General features: G+C 68.8%; 14 protein-coding genes. 6 read left to right on the top strand and 8 right to left on the bottom strand.

Annotation, left to right across the window (positions count from 1 at the left end; all coding sequences use genetic code 11):
• Window positions 1-3: 3 nt before the first annotated feature.
• The gene (locus tag D7X99_RS20195) at window positions 4-648 is read left to right on the top strand and encodes a hypothetical protein (protein ID WP_147476199.1); all 645 of its coding nucleotides are present in this window, start codon (window positions 4-6) and stop codon (window positions 646-648) included.
• A gap of 43 nt (window positions 649-691) precedes the next feature.
• Window positions 692-1195 carry a hypothetical protein gene (locus tag D7X99_RS20200; RefSeq protein WP_121779208.1) on the top strand — a complete coding sequence of 168 codons (504 nt, stop codon included), beginning with the start codon at window positions 692-694 and terminating at the stop codon, window positions 1193-1195.
• Here the strand turns inward: D7X99_RS20200 and D7X99_RS20205 are convergent.
• Genes D7X99_RS20205 through D7X99_RS20215 form a run of 3 tightly spaced genes read right to left on the bottom strand, consistent with a single transcriptional unit; the run spans window position 1162 to window position 3520 of the window.
• Complete coding sequence (locus D7X99_RS20205) at window positions 1162-2124, bottom strand: bifunctional 2-polyprenyl-6-hydroxyphenol methylase/3-demethylubiquinol 3-O-methyltransferase UbiG (protein WP_121779209.1); 963 nt, start codon at window positions 2122-2124, stop codon at window positions 1162-1164. The genes D7X99_RS20200 and D7X99_RS20205 overlap by 34 nt on opposite strands.
• A gap of 24 nt (window positions 2125-2148) precedes the next feature.
• Complete coding sequence (locus tag D7X99_RS20210; RefSeq protein ID WP_199756355.1) at window positions 2149-2268, bottom strand: zinc-binding dehydrogenase; 120 nt, start codon at window positions 2266-2268, stop codon at window positions 2149-2151.
• 28 nt (window positions 2269-2296) lie between these two features.
• Window positions 2297-3520 (bottom strand): MFS transporter, encoded by a 1224-nt coding sequence (locus D7X99_RS20215; RefSeq protein ID WP_121779210.1) that lies wholly within the window; start codon window positions 3518-3520, stop codon window positions 2297-2299.
• A 77-nt stretch (window positions 3521-3597) separates the two neighbouring features.
• On the opposite strand from D7X99_RS20215, the gene D7X99_RS20220 reads away from it, so the two are divergent.
• Window positions 3598-4491, top strand: a complete 894-nt coding sequence (locus tag D7X99_RS20220) for a LysR family transcriptional regulator (RefSeq protein ID WP_158627039.1) — start codon at window positions 3598-3600, stop codon at window positions 4489-4491.
• Window positions 4492-4495: 4 nt separating this feature from the next.
• Here D7X99_RS20220 and D7X99_RS20225 read toward each other — a convergent pair whose 3' ends face one another.
• Window positions 4496-5377: a sigma-70 family RNA polymerase sigma factor gene (locus D7X99_RS20225; protein WP_121779212.1), complete on the bottom strand. Its 882-nt coding sequence runs from the start codon at window positions 5375-5377 to the stop codon at window positions 4496-4498.
• Window positions 5364-5825 (bottom strand): carboxymuconolactone decarboxylase family protein, encoded by a 462-nt coding sequence (locus D7X99_RS20230; RefSeq protein ID WP_121779213.1) that lies wholly within the window; start codon window positions 5823-5825, stop codon window positions 5364-5366. Before D7X99_RS20230 ends, D7X99_RS20225 begins: the two co-directional genes overlap by 14 nt.
• 116 nt (window positions 5826-5941) lie before the next feature.
• Here D7X99_RS20230 and D7X99_RS20235 point away from each other — a divergent pair, with 116 nt between their 5' ends.
• A complete protein-coding gene (locus tag D7X99_RS20235; RefSeq protein WP_121779214.1) occupies window positions 5942-6553 on the top strand; it encodes a pyridoxamine 5'-phosphate oxidase family protein in 612 nt (203 codons plus the stop codon).
• A gap of 3 nt (window positions 6554-6556) precedes the next feature.
• On the opposite strand, the gene D7X99_RS20240 is transcribed toward D7X99_RS20235, so the two are convergent.
• From D7X99_RS20240 to D7X99_RS20250, 3 genes are all read right to left on the bottom strand, one after another.
• Window positions 6557-7591, bottom strand: a complete 1035-nt coding sequence (locus D7X99_RS20240) for an ABC transporter ATP-binding protein (RefSeq protein WP_169827409.1) — start codon at window positions 7589-7591, stop codon at window positions 6557-6559.
• The gene (locus D7X99_RS20245) at window positions 7591-9249 is read right to left on the bottom strand and encodes an iron ABC transporter permease (protein WP_121779216.1); all 1659 of its coding nucleotides are present in this window, start codon (window positions 9247-9249) and stop codon (window positions 7591-7593) included. Before D7X99_RS20245 ends, D7X99_RS20240 begins: the two co-directional genes overlap by 1 nt.
• Window positions 9250-9673: 424 nt before the next feature.
• Window positions 9674-10720 (bottom strand): ABC transporter substrate-binding protein, encoded by a 1047-nt coding sequence (locus tag D7X99_RS20250; protein WP_121779233.1) that lies wholly within the window; start codon window positions 10718-10720, stop codon window positions 9674-9676.
• Window positions 10721-10878: 158 nt separating this feature from the next.
• Here D7X99_RS20250 and D7X99_RS20255 point away from each other — a divergent pair, with 158 nt between their 5' ends.
• Both D7X99_RS20255 and D7X99_RS20260 read left to right on the top strand, forming a co-directional pair.
• Entirely contained in the window at window positions 10879-11871 is a 993-nt protein-coding gene (locus D7X99_RS20255) for an aldo/keto reductase (protein WP_121779217.1), read from the top strand.
• 73 nt (window positions 11872-11944) lie between these two features.
• Window positions 11945-13303, top strand: coding sequence for a family 16 glycosylhydrolase (locus D7X99_RS20260; RefSeq protein ID WP_121779218.1), 1359 nt, complete (start codon window positions 11945-11947; stop codon window positions 13301-13303).
• Window positions 13304-13342: the final 39 nt, after the last annotated feature.

Genomic DNA, 13342 nt, shown 5'->3' on the forward strand with positions numbered 1-13342 from the left:
ATCGTGGCGCTGCTGCTGCTCCTGGTCGCGGTGGTGTCCTTCGCCCCGTTTCCCCAAGCGCTGCTGATGGGTTACAGGAACAGCCCGCTCGCGGCCGCGGCGGGGCTGTCCTTCGTCCTGGCCATCGCGGCCATCCTGTCACGGGCACTCAAGCCGAGCCGTCTGCTGTCGGTGCTTTCATGGCTCCTGGCCGTACCGGTGTTCCTCTTGATGCTCCTGGCGACGGCGGTGGCCTTCGGCCCGTTTGCCCTGCTGCTGCTGGATTTCCCGCTCGTGATCGTGGCGGGGCTGTTCTTCGCCCTGGCCGTCCTGGAAATCCTGTCACGGGCGTCCAAGCCGAGCCGGCGGTTGTCGGTGCTCGCACTGCTCCTCGCCGCACCGGTGTGCTTCTTCTTCTCTGGCACGGCATACCAGCTCCGCGTGCTGTACCGGCTTCATGCCGTGGCGACCGAAGCCTGCCGGGCCGCTCGCGAGAATGCCCAGCCGACGTCCGATGACGCCTTCGAGCATGCCGTCCGGCTCGCGAAGCTGTCGCCCTCACAAAGCGCTTCCATGGTGCTGAGCTGCAACAGCCAGTTCGATCGGGTCTACATCACCAATGGCTTCGACCCGGTGTGGGGGATCTCCGACGACGGGGTCCTGCACTGACCCCTCCATGGAACGCCAGGGGAATGAAGTAGCATCCGCCCCGATGACCTCTCCTCGTCCAGCGCCTTCTGCCCACGCCCAGTCCCAACAGAAGACACGCCTCCTCGCCTGTGGCGCGTCGGCCCTGCTCTTCGTGCTCGCCTGTGCGACGCCCGCGATGACCGTGTTCAACGCGAACAAGCGTGACGAGGAACAGATGTGGGGCCTCGCGCTGCTGCTCATGGGTTGGCTGGGGGTGTTCACGATGCAGTTCGGCTGGTTCGCGAACCCCCTGATGTGCGTGGCCTTCGTCATGCTCCTGGTGGGTGCGGACCGGAAGGCGCTCTGGGTCGGCGGCGCGGCGTGCATCCTCGGACTGACGTCGCTCACCTGGTACATCAACCCCATCCCCGCGGACGAAAGCGGCGGGGACCGCTACCTGGAGCTGCTCTACCCCTCCATTGGCTTCATCTTCTGGCTGGGCAGCCTGCTGGTGATCCCTCTCACGGCCCATCACCTCTCGCAGCCCGAGGCTCAGGCGTCTTCGTCACCCGAACCGGAAGCCTGACCTCGGACCGCCGTGAGCAGCAGGTCGTATTTGCCGCCCAGGAACGTGCGGAAGCCGTGCTGGTGCAGATAGCGGCGGTAGAAGGACAGGTCCTTCACCAGCAGCGACAGGTCCGGCTCGCGAAGGTTGCGCACGCGCGCGCCGTACACGACCTCTCCATCGCGGAAGCGTGAGTTGGGGAAGCCCAGCACCAGCGAGGCCTTGGGCTCCAGGTGCTCCTGCACCAGCTTGCGCAAGAGCGCCCGGTCATCCACGCCCGGGCTCTGCAACGTGCCCACCGACACCACCGCGTCGAAGCGGCCCAGGTCCGAGGGCAACGCGTTCAGGTCCGCCTGCACGAACGCATGGCGCGGATCCGGGAACGCCGCCCGAGCCTCCGCCAACGCGCTCGCGCTGTGGTCCACACCGACGAAGCGGATGTCCTCCACCTCCGTGAACGCGGCCAGCTCATCGCCCCGGTTGACGCCCAGGTCCAGGAGCCGAGCCCCCGGGAGCAATGCCAGTCGCCCCACCGCCTCCAGCCAGGGCAGCAGGAAGCCCGCGTCCTCGAACTTCCGCACGCGCGCGAAGTCGGACGCGGCGCCATAGCGCTCCTGTGGCGCCTCCGTCCGCGTCCCGCCTCCCGCGTGCCACGAAGCCTCCGAGCCCAGTGGCTCGAACGTGAGCCGCACGTGCGTCGCGTCCACTCCGCGAGGCGTGCGCAGGCGGCACGACAGCCCCTCCGCCAGGTCGCACCAGCTCCGCAGCGGACGGTGCACGAGCCCACCCTCCACGCGCTCGCCGGGATAGCGCCCGTGGCCCAGGTCTGGATCCGGCACGTCGATGGACACGGGCCCGGACGACACCAGCGCCTCCAGGTGGCGAAAGACGACGACCAACGGCTCGTCGTGGAAGCGGCGTGGGCTTTCGGCGGAGGGGCGCGACGACATGCGCCGCACCCTACTCCGCGTGGCTCAGTGGGACTCCACCACGATCTTCCCGAACGCGCCCTTCCGCAGGTGCTCCAGCGCGGCGGGCAGGGCCTCCAGCGGATAGCGCGCGTCGATGACCGGCTTGAGCCCGGTGGAGTCCACCGCGCGCTCGCGAAGAAGCTGCCTTCGGTCAAGTGACGGAAGGCGAAGCGGCGGCCCGCCGCGCCTGGACCTGTTCCCACACGAACGCGAGGACCAGGAACCCACCGCCCACCGAGCACACGCCCCGCCAGCCCGCGTGGTCCCACGCGATGGCGGAGAGCGCCGAACCGCAGGCACCGCCCACGAAGTAGAACATCTTGTAGAGCGTGTTGAGGCGCGTCTGCGCGGTGGGGTGCAGGCGGTACAGCTCCGTCTGGTTGGACACCGTGGCGGCCTGCGCCCCCAGGTCCAGCAGCACCACGCCCGCGATGAGCCCGGCCCACAGCGTGCCGAAGACGGCGAACACTCCGAACGCCGCCAGCATCGTGACGATGCACGCCCGGACGATGCGCCGCGCACCAATGCGCTGCGCGTGCCGCCCCGTGACGTTCGCGGCGAGCGCCCCCACCGTCCCGATGAGACCGAACATGCCCGCCGTGCCCGGCCCCTGGTGGTACGCGTCACTGCTCAGGAAGAACGCCAGCGACGCCCAGAACGCGGAGAGCGCGGCGTACATCAGGGCGCCCGTGAGCGCGATGGCCCGGAGCCCCGGCAAGTCCCGCTGCAGCGTCCAAAGCGACTGGAGGAGGCGCGGATACGTCAGCCGCGTGGAGGACTCGTAGCGAGGCAGCCCCAGCCGCAGCGTCATCGCCAGGCCCACCATCGTCGCACCGGCCGCGAAGTACACCCCGCGCCAGCCCAGGTGTGTCGCCACGAAGCCGCTGAGCGTGCGGGAGATGAGCACGCCCACCAACGCGGCGCTGAGCACCACGCCCAGGTTCCTCCCTCGCTCCTCGGGCGAGCTGAGCGCCGCGACGAAGGGGATGAGGATCTGCACCAGCACCGCCGTGAGCCCAATGGCCACGCAGGCGGCCAGGAACAGGGGGAACGAGGGAGCCAGACCCGCCGCGAAGAGCGCCGCCGCCGCGAGCCCCAGCATCGTCACCAGCAGACCGCGCTTCTCCAGCACGTCGCCCAGCGGCGTCAGGAGCACCAGTCCGGCCACGTAGCCCAACTGCGACATCATCGGCACGGAGCCCACGGCGGAGGCGGACAGGCCGAAGGTCTGCGCGATGACGCCCAGCAGCGGCTGGCTGTAATAGACGTTGCCCACCGCGAGCACCGTCGCCGTCGTCATCGTCCACAGCAGCCGGCGATCCATCGGCGCGGCCTGGGGCACGGCGACGGGGAGCACGGCGGAGGAGGTCTCCATGCGACATGCCTAGCGCTCCCCCACCCATACTTCCAATATATCCTGGGTCTGGAATCCAGACCTGGAGCATATGGACCATGGAGCTGCGCCACCTGCGGTACTTCGTCGCCGTCGCGGAGGAGCTCAGCTTCACCCGCGCCGCGAAGCGTCTGCACATCGCCCAGCCGCCGCTCAGTCAGCAGATCCGCAAGTTCGAAACCGAGCTGGGCGGCGCCCTCTTCGAACGCGAAGCCCGCGCGGTGCGCCTCACGAAGCTGGGGCGCGAGCTGTTGCCGGAAGCGCACCAACTCCTGGAGCGCGCGAAGCGATTCCAGGAGCACGCGGCGAGGCAGGCCCGGGGCGAACAGGACGTGCTGGTGCTGGGCCTCATCTCGTCGTTCGCGACGCCCCGGTTCGCGGCCATGCTCCGGGCCTTCCAGAAGAAGGTGCCCGGGGTCCACATCGAGCTGAGCAACCATCCGTCCGCGTGGCAGTTGGAGGCGCTGGAGCGGGGCACGTTGGACGTGGGCATCCTGCGCCCGCGCGAGCGGATGCCTCCGAACGTCGTCTCCCACCTCATCCGACGGGAGCCCTTCCGGCTGGCGGTGCCCTCACGGCATCCGTTCGCGAAGCGGAAGGCGGTGGCGTGGAAGGACCTGCGGGATGAGCCGCTCATCCTGGTGGAGCCCGGCGTCGCGCCGCCGGACTACTACGCGGCGTTCTTCGACCGGCTCCGCGACGCGGGGGTCGAACCGGCGGTGCGCCAGTACGCGCAGAACGTCGCGACGAAGATCTGGTTCGTCTCCGCGGGCTTCGGCATCGCGCCCATGCCGCACACGCCCGACACGGAGCACCACTCCGGCGTGGCCTTCATCGACCTGCCGGAGGACGCGCCGGTGACGAACACCGCCATCGCCTGGCGCAAGGCCGGAAGCTCCCCGGCCCTGCTGCGGTTCATCGAGTTCGCGCGCGAGTCCTTCGCCGCGCACTGAAGCCCTACGCCGGCTCCCCTTCCACCATCCGCCGGATGCCCTTCAGCTTGTCGGGGTTGCGCGTGATGTAGAGGGCGACGATGCGGCCATCCTCGATACCGAGCGCCGTCGTCTGCAGCGTCCCGTCCGGCTCCAGGGTGACGAACGCGGGCAGGCCATCGATGGTGCCCTCATGCACGAGTTGCGATGCGTTCGCGCCCGCGCGTCGGACAAACGCCTCGAGCATGCGCACGATCTTCTCCTGGCCGAAGATGGGATTGAGCACCGCCTTCGTCTTGCCGCCCCCGTCCGCGTAGAGCACGACATCCTGGGCGAGGAGCGCCTGGAGCGCGTGCGTGTCACCGCTCCGGGATGCGGCATAGAACGCCGAGGCCAGCTCATGGCCCCGGGCCTCCGTCACGGGAAAGCGGGGCCGTGCCTCCTGCACGTGGGCCCGCGCCCGGCTGGCGAGCTGACGGCAGGCCGCCGGATCGCGGTCGATGGCCTTCGCCACCTCCTCGAAGTCCATGCCGAACACGTCGTGCAGGAGGAACGCTGCCCGCTCCAGCGGAGACAGGCGCTCCAGGGCCATCATCAGGGTCAGCGTCAAGTCGTCGCCCTCCACCACCGGCTCGATGAGGGGCTCTGGAAGCCAGGTGCCCACATACTCCTCGCGGCGGACGCGCGCGGACTTCAGGACGTCCAGGCACAGGCGCGTCACCGTGCGGACGAGCACGGCCTCGGCGTCCCGCACGGCCGCGCGGTCCGTCTGGTGCCAGCGAAGGTACGCCTCCTGCACCACGTCCTCCGCCTCCGCGACGATGCCCAGCATCCGGTAAGCGATGCGGAGCAGGCGGGGGCGGAGCGGATCGAAGACGTTTGCGGGGTTTTCGTCAGGCGGCTTCACTGCGAGCGGTCACCGGGTGCATGGACCGGAAGCCGACGGAGATCCGGTTCCAGGTGTTGATCAAGCCAATCAGGAGGGTCAGGCTCACGATCTCCTCTTCGGTGAAGTGCGGCTTGAGTGCATCGTAGTCCGCATCCGGGGCGTGCGTCTGGGAGACGAGCGTCAGGGTTTCAGTCCAGCCCAGGGCCGCCCGCTCGCGCTCGGTGTACAGCGGCGACTCACGCCAGCCGTCCAGCAGGTAGATGCGCTCCTCGGTCTCTCCGTGCGCGCGGGCGTCGCGGGTGTGCATGTGGATGCAGAAGGCGCAGCCATTGAGCTGCGAGGCGCGGATCTTCACCAACTCCTGGAGGTTCGACTCCAGCCCGAGCGCCGACACCTTCCCGCTGTACTCCATCACGGACTTGAGGGCTTCCGGCGCGACCGCGAAAGGATTCATCCTGGCCTTCATTAGGAACTCCTTGTTCTGAGTGGCGAAGTGCCTTCCCACCCCCAGGACGACGCAGCCGGTGCCGCGTGTGACATGGGCATTTAAAAAGAGAAGATGGCCACCAGGAGGTGTCCCGGATGGAGACCGTGAAGGATTTGGAGACACTCGAACGCCTGTATGGGGTTCCTGGGAAGTCGTCCGTGCTCAAGGAGGTGGACCACGTCCACCCGGCGTACCGGCCCTTCATCGAGCGCTCGCCGTTCATGGCGCTCGCCACCTCCGGCCCCGAAGGGCTGGATGTATCGCCTCGCGGGGATCCCGCGGGGTTCGTGGTCATCGAGGACGCGCACACGCTGCTGCTGCCCGACCGCCGAGGCAACAACCGCTGCGACTCGCTGCGGAACATCCTGGCGGACCCGCGTGTCGCGCTGCTGTTCTTCGTCCCGGGCGTGAACGAAACCCTGCGAGTCAACGGCCGGGCGAGCATCGTCATCGAACCGTCGCTGCTGGAGCGCTTCACCTTCGAGGGCAAGCTCCCGCGCTCCGTGCTGCGCATCACCGTGGAGACGGTCTACTTCCAGTGCAGCCGCGCGTTGATCCGCTCCGGCCTCTGGGACCCGGCCCGACAGGTCACTCGCGCCGAATTCCCGAGCCCCGGCGCCATCCTCGAAGCGCTGAGCCCGGAGAACTTCGACGGCGGCGAGTACGACCGCGAGCTGCCGGGCCGGTTGAAGACGTCGCTCTACTGAGCCTCAAGCGCCCGCGTCGAACACCGTGGCCTTGCGCACGCGCACCCGGAGCGTCTGGCCGGCGCGCACGCCCTCCAGCGCCGGCCCGATGACGCGCAGGAACGCATCTCCCACGGGGAAGCGGTACTCCGCCGCGTGCCCCAGGAACAGGCGAGCGGAGAGCACCAGCGGCGTTCCAGTCTCCCCCAGCTCCAGATCCTCCGGACGCACGACCAGCGTTCCCGGCCCGGGCTTCGCGTCCACGGGCAGATCGAACGAGGTCTCCGTCCCCGCGCAGTGGAAGGCGCCCGCGCGCACCTCGCCCCGCAGCACGTTCGCGCCTCCGACGAAGCCCGCGACGAACGGAGTCGCCGGTTCCCGGTACAACCGCTCCGGCGTATCCACCTGTTCGATGACGCCCCGGTTCATCACGGCGATGCGGTCCGACAAGGCCAGCGCCTCGCCCTGGTCGTGCGTGACGAACACCAGCGTCGTGCCCAGCCGGGCTCGCAGCGCGGCGATCTCCGCGCGCAGCTCCTCGCGCAGGGCCGCGTCCAGGTTCGACAGGGGTTCGTCCAGCAGCAGCACGCGAGGCCCCGCCACCAGCGCCCGCGCGAGCGCCACGCGCTGCAACTGGCCACCAGACAATTCGTGCGGCATCCGCGCCGCATAGGCCTCCAGCCGAACCCAGCGCAGAGCCTCACGCACGCGTGAAGCCACCTCGTGGCGGGGAGCCTTCCGGAGCGACAGGGGATAGGCGACGTTCGCTTCGACGCTGCGATGCGGCCAGATGGCGTAGCTCTGGAACACCATGCCAAGGCCGCGCTTCTCGGGAGGAACGCGCACGCCGGGTCCAGCGACGACTTCATCCCCCAGGCGGATGACGCCCGCGTCCGGATGCTCCAACCCCGCGAGCATCCGCAGCGTCGTCGTCTTCCCGCATCCAGAAGGGCCCAGCAGGGACACCAGTTCGCCCTGACCCACTTGAAGGCTCAAGCCACGCACCACGGGCGTCCCGCCGTAAGCCTTGACCAGATCCTCCAGGACGATGGCCGCCATCACCGCACCTCCGGAACTCGACGCCCAGCCCACGCCAGCACGGCCTGTCCCGCGACCACCAGCGCCACGAACGCGCAAGCGAGCACAGCCGCGGCGGCCGGATCCGCGTAGCTCTGCAATTCGAACAGCAGCGTGCCCAGGACCTCGGAGCCCGCGGGCACCAGCAGCACGGACAGCGTGATCTCCGTGGCGCATGCGAGGAACGCGAGCACGAACGCCACCGTGAGCGCGGGCCGCAGCAATGGAAGCGTCGCGTCCACGAACGCACGCACGGGTCCGGCACCGCCGACGCGCGCGGCCTCCGCGAGCGAAGGATCCACCTGGGCCAGGGCCTCGGAGCTGTTGCGTTCGCCGAGCGCCAGGTACTTCCCCACGTAGCCCACGAGCATCAGCCACGGCGTATGCGCCAGGGCCAGCACGAACGCAAAGCGCTCCAGCACGACCAGCCGCCAGTCCCGAGAGAACGCCACCAGCAACGCGAGCGCCAGCACCGTGCCCGGAACCGCGAAGGGCCACACCGCCATCGCTTCCACGGCCGCGCCGCCGCGACGAAAAGTCCGCCGAAGGAGCGCACCTGCAAGGCCCAACGCCACCACCAGCAGGCCCGCCCCCGCGGCGAGCAGCACACTGTGTCCCGTGGCCCGCAGCATGCGCGCGTCCCACAGCACGCCAGACCAGTGCGACAGCGTCAGCGTGTCCCAGGTCAGCGCAGCGCCGAAGCTTCGTTGCAGCGAAGTAAGCAGGATGGCCGCCAGGGGCAGCACCACCAATATCCCGCCCACGAGGCCCACACCGGCGAGCGCCGCGGTCCGCCACGCCCCCAACGCGAGCACGCGAGGAGACACGCCCTTCCCCGCGCTCAATCGCACCCGTCCGCTTCGGCCCAGCACCCAGGTCAGCCCCAGCGCCAGCGGAGTGAGCAGCAGGAGGAACGACGCGAGCACTGACGCACGAGGCAACCCCTCCTCGCTGCCCAACAGCACCAGTTCATAGATGCGCGTGGTGAGGACGCGAGTGGGCGGAGACGCCGACACGCCCAGCAGGTACGGCACACCAAAGGACGACGCGGCCATGAGGAACACCATCACCGCGCCCGACAACAGCGCCGGCATCACCAGGGGAACGGTGGTGTTCATCACTGCGCGAAGCGGAGAGGCGCCACACACCCGGGCTGCCTCTTCCAGAGCCGGGTCCACACGCCGCAGCGCCGCCGCCCCCGCGAGCAGCACCAACGGCAGGCCCGATAGTCCCTCCACGAACGCGATGCCCGCCGCGCCATAGAGGTTGAACACGTCCGCGCCCAGCATGCGGTTCAGGTAGCCGGCACGAGGGCTCGCGAGCGACAGCCACCCCATGCCCCAGATGAACGCGGGGATGGCGGACGGCAGCGTGAACAGCACGGTGAACGCACCACGCAGGGGCAGGTCCGTGCGGAACAGGAGGAAGGCCAGCGGAGCCCCCAGGCACAGCGCCCACGCCGTCGCGCCCAGCGAAATGCCCAGCGTGTTCACCAGCGCCCCGGACTCCGCCGCGAGCACCGAACCCAATCCCCCCGTCGCCGCCCCCACGCCCCGCACCAGGAGCGCCACGACCGGAACCACCGCGAAGAGCAGCAGCGGCGCGAGCCACAAGGCCAACGCAACCCACCGCCCCCTCATCGCGCGCCCCCATCAAGGCTCACGCGCTGGCGCTTGCGATGCGCCAGTCCCTCAACCAAGCCGCCAGTCCAAACGGATGAGAAAGGAAGAATCCTGAAGAGGCGCCCCGGCGGCGGCCCACTGAAAAAACCTGTCCGACTGTCCGACAGGTTTGGCCTACCGAGCGAACCGGTCCGGCTGTCGGACACCCTGGCCCCACCGCGAGAACCTGTCCGGCTGTCCGACAGGTTTGGACAGCTGGCGGCGGCACCGCGTGCTGACGGCATCCCGCTGTCGTTCCCCATCGTTCCGGCTGCATCCCCCGCCAGGTCGGAGGTGCTCCCTTCCCAACCGAGCAGCGAAAACCTGTCCGACAGTCGGACAGGTTTTGATCGCGCCGCTCCGGCGGGGGCCCACTCCCGTCCTCCGTTGGGGCGTTCCTGACTCATCGCGCGAACGCCCGGCTGAAGGCTTCTTTGATGTCGCCGCCGTGCAGCAGCCCCTGCTCCAGCAACTCCGGCGTCCAGGGCTGCGCGCGGCTCAGCAATCCGTCCACGCCGGACTCTCCACGCGGGCCGCTCAGGCGCGGGTCCACGGCGTGCATGTCCCCCTTCTCCACGATGATGCGCTGGCCCTCGGGCGACAGCAGCACGTCCACCAGCGCCTTCGCCGCCACCGGATTGCGAGTCGACGCGAACAGTCCCACCGGTCCCGGGATGACCACCGCGCCATCCTCCGGCCAGATGACCTTGATGGGACTGCCCTTCGCCTTCGCCGTCAGCGCGTTCTCCAGCAGCAGCACGCCCGCGTCGACCTCGCCGCTCTCCACCTTCTGGAGCACCGCCGCGTTGCCACCCGCCACCACCGCGCCCCGCACCCTCAGCCCGGCGAAGTAGGCATCTCCGCGCCGCGCGTGCAGGAACACCGCCCACGTGAACGCGGTACCCGACGTGAGTGGATCCCCGATGGCCACCCGTCCCTTCCAGCTTCCATCCACCAGCGCCGCGAACGACTTCGGCGCCTCGCCCGCGCCCACGCGGTGCACCAGCACCATCGTGGACAGCCGTACCGCCGCGTACCTCGCGTCCAGGTCCAGCAGCGTTCGCGGAATGCGCAACGCGTTCACGGACGCGTAGCGCAGGAACGCGCCGTCCCGCGCCAACCGCTCGTAGAGGAATGGATCCGACGTCATCAGCACGTCCGCTCGCACCGCGCCCCCGGCCCGCTCCGCCTCCAGCCGACTGGCCACCTTCTCACTGCCGGCCTGGTACCAGTGCACCTGGACTCCGGGCAGCCGCTCCTTGAGCAAGGGCTCCAGCGCATCCAGCACATGCCGGTACATCGACGTGTAGACCCACACCTCGCCGGACGGGGTCGATGCCTGTGCCACGGCAGCGCCTCCCGACGGCGCGGCGGATTCGATGCGGCACGCGGCCAGGAGGATCAGCGCGAGGAGCGGACCCACGCGCCGCACAAGGAGGGGGATGCGCATGCGGGTGTCGATTATGCGGCACACGCCCGCCCTGCACACGCACTCCGCAGCGGTGGCTCCTGCACATTCGACCCTCGCGCCCGTTGTCCCGGGCGTCGCCCGGTCCCAACGTCGGCCTCCCAGACGCTGCCTGCCCTCTGGAAGAAGGACGCCCGCGCATGACCCGGAAGGAATTCCTCGCCGCGACGCTGTCGCTGATGGTTGCCCCACCCGTACTCGGGGCTTCACCCGCGAAGGCGAAGAACACGTCCGCAGTGCCCCGCCGCAAGCTGGGCCGCACCGGCCAGGAGGTGTCGTGCATCGGGCTCGGGGGTTTCCACATCGGCAAGCAGAAGGAGGAGTCGGAGAGCATCGCGCTCATCCGCGGCGCGTTGGACCAGGGCATCAACTTCCTGGACAACTGCTGGGACTACAACGACGGCAAGAGCGAGGAGCGCATGGGCAAGGCGCTGCGCGACGGCTACCGCGCCAAGGCCTTCCTGATGACGAAGGTCGACGGCCGCGACAAGAAGACCGCCGCGAAGCAGATCGACGAATCCCTCCAGCGACTCCAGACGGACCACCTGGACCTGCTCCAGCTCCACGAAGTCATCCGCGACAACGACCCCGACCGCGCCTTCGCCGAAGGCGGCGCCATCGAGGCCATGAAGGACGCGCAGAAGGCCGGCAAGGCGCGCTTCCTGGGCTTCACCGGCCACAAGTCCCCGGACATCCACCTGAAGATGCTGGAGACAGCGAAGAAGCACGGCTTCCGCTTCGACACCGTGCAGCTGCCCCTCAACGTGATGGACGCCCACTTCAACAGCTTCGAGAAGCGCGTGCTGCCCGTGCTCGTGAAGGAGGGCATCGGCGTGCTCGCCATGAAATGCATGGGCGACCCGTTCATCCTGGACAGCAAGACCGTCACCGCGCCCGAGTGCCTCCGCTACAACCTGTCCCTGCCCGTCAGCGTCGTCATCACCGGCATCGATTCGCAGGAGCGCCTGCAGCAGGCGCTGACCGCCGCGCGCACCTTCAAGCCCTTGAGCGAAAAGGACGTCCAGGCCCTGCTCGCCAGAACGAAGGACGCGGCCCAGGACGGCGCCTACGAGAAGTACAAGACGAGCCACCACTTCGACGGAACCGTCCAGAATCCCCAGTGGCTCGGCTGAGGTGCTTCCAGACTTCCTGGCAAGACGCGTTAAAACCGGCAAATATGAATGCTCCCCCTACCCCGGAGCATTCATGCACCGCCCTTTCCGAGCAGGCCTCGTCGCCGCAGGACTCCTGACCACCCTCTCCGGCTGTTCTCCCGAGCCGGAAGCCGCCGCCCCGGTGGAGGCGGAAGGCTATGGCCAGACGCAGCAGGGCGAGCGCGCCTACGACCCGGGCTCGGGGTGGTCGCTGTCGTGGCAGGACGACTTCACGGGCACGGCGCTGAACACGGGCGCGTGGAACGTGCTGACGAGCAACTGGGATCCGGTGACCAACAACTGCAACTTCGGCACGGGTGAACTGGAGTTCCCGCGCGCGCAGAACGTGGCGGTGGCCAACGGCAAGCTGATCATCTCGGCGGAGCGCACGGCGGACAACCCCACGGACTCGCGCTGCGCGGGACAGTACCGGTCGTTCTATTCCGGCCGCATCCACACCAAGGGCAAGGTGGAGGGGCGCTACGGGAAGATCGTCGCGAGCATCAAGGTTCCGCCGGGCTACGGCATGTGGCCGGCGTTCTGGACGCTGGGCTCGAACATCCAGAGCGCGGGCTGGCCGGCCGCGGGGGAGATCGACATCCTGGAGTGGAAGTCCACGGAGCCCACGTGGATGAAGTCGGCGCTGCACTGGCACAACGGCGGCAACGCGGACTGGGGCACGGGCGCGAGCCGCGGCGTGGACCTGTCGCAGGACTTCCACACGTACGAAGTGGAGTGGACGGCGAACACCATCGTGTTCCGCCTGGACAAGGACTTCGTGTCCACGGCGACGTTCAATCACAACGAGTCGGAGTTCCAGCAGAACCACTACCTCATCTTGAACCTGGCGCTGGGAGGCGTCTGGTACGGGAACCCGGCGCCCGCCTCCATCGACCTGGCCTGGGGCGCGAAGAAGACGATGGAGGTGGAGTGGGTGCGCTGGTACCAGCCGGGCGGCTCGCAGTCGCTGGGGCTCACCAACCCGGGCTTCGAGAACGGCATGACGGGCTGGACCACCTGGAGCCCGAATGGCACGGCCACGGCGGCGTTCTCGGAGACGTACAACGGAGGGCACTCGGGCAGCTTCCACCTGACGCAGTGGACGTCCGCGGCGGCGTACGAGGCGTGGACGTACCAGACGAAGTCGGGCCTGGCGTCCGGCAACTACAAGCTGCGCGCCTGGTTCCGCAAGGGAGGCACGTTCGACTTCGCGCGCTTCCAGGTGAAGAACTGCGGTGATTGCGCTGCGGCCATCACCAACCTGGGCACCTACGGCAACTACACGCTGCTGGAGACGCCCGCCATCAACGTCACCAACGGCTACCTGGAGTTCGGCCTGCACAGCAAGTCGCCGGCCCACAACGGCTCCAACTTCATCCACATGGATGACGTGGAACTTATCAAGCTGTAGGCCCTGATTGTCTTCACGCGCGCGCCGGAGAGGACACCG

Origin of the sequence: Corallococcus sp. AB032C (assembly GCF_003668935.1) — a bacterium.
Lineage (GTDB): Bacteria > Myxococcota > Myxococcia > Myxococcales > Myxococcaceae > Corallococcus > Corallococcus exiguus.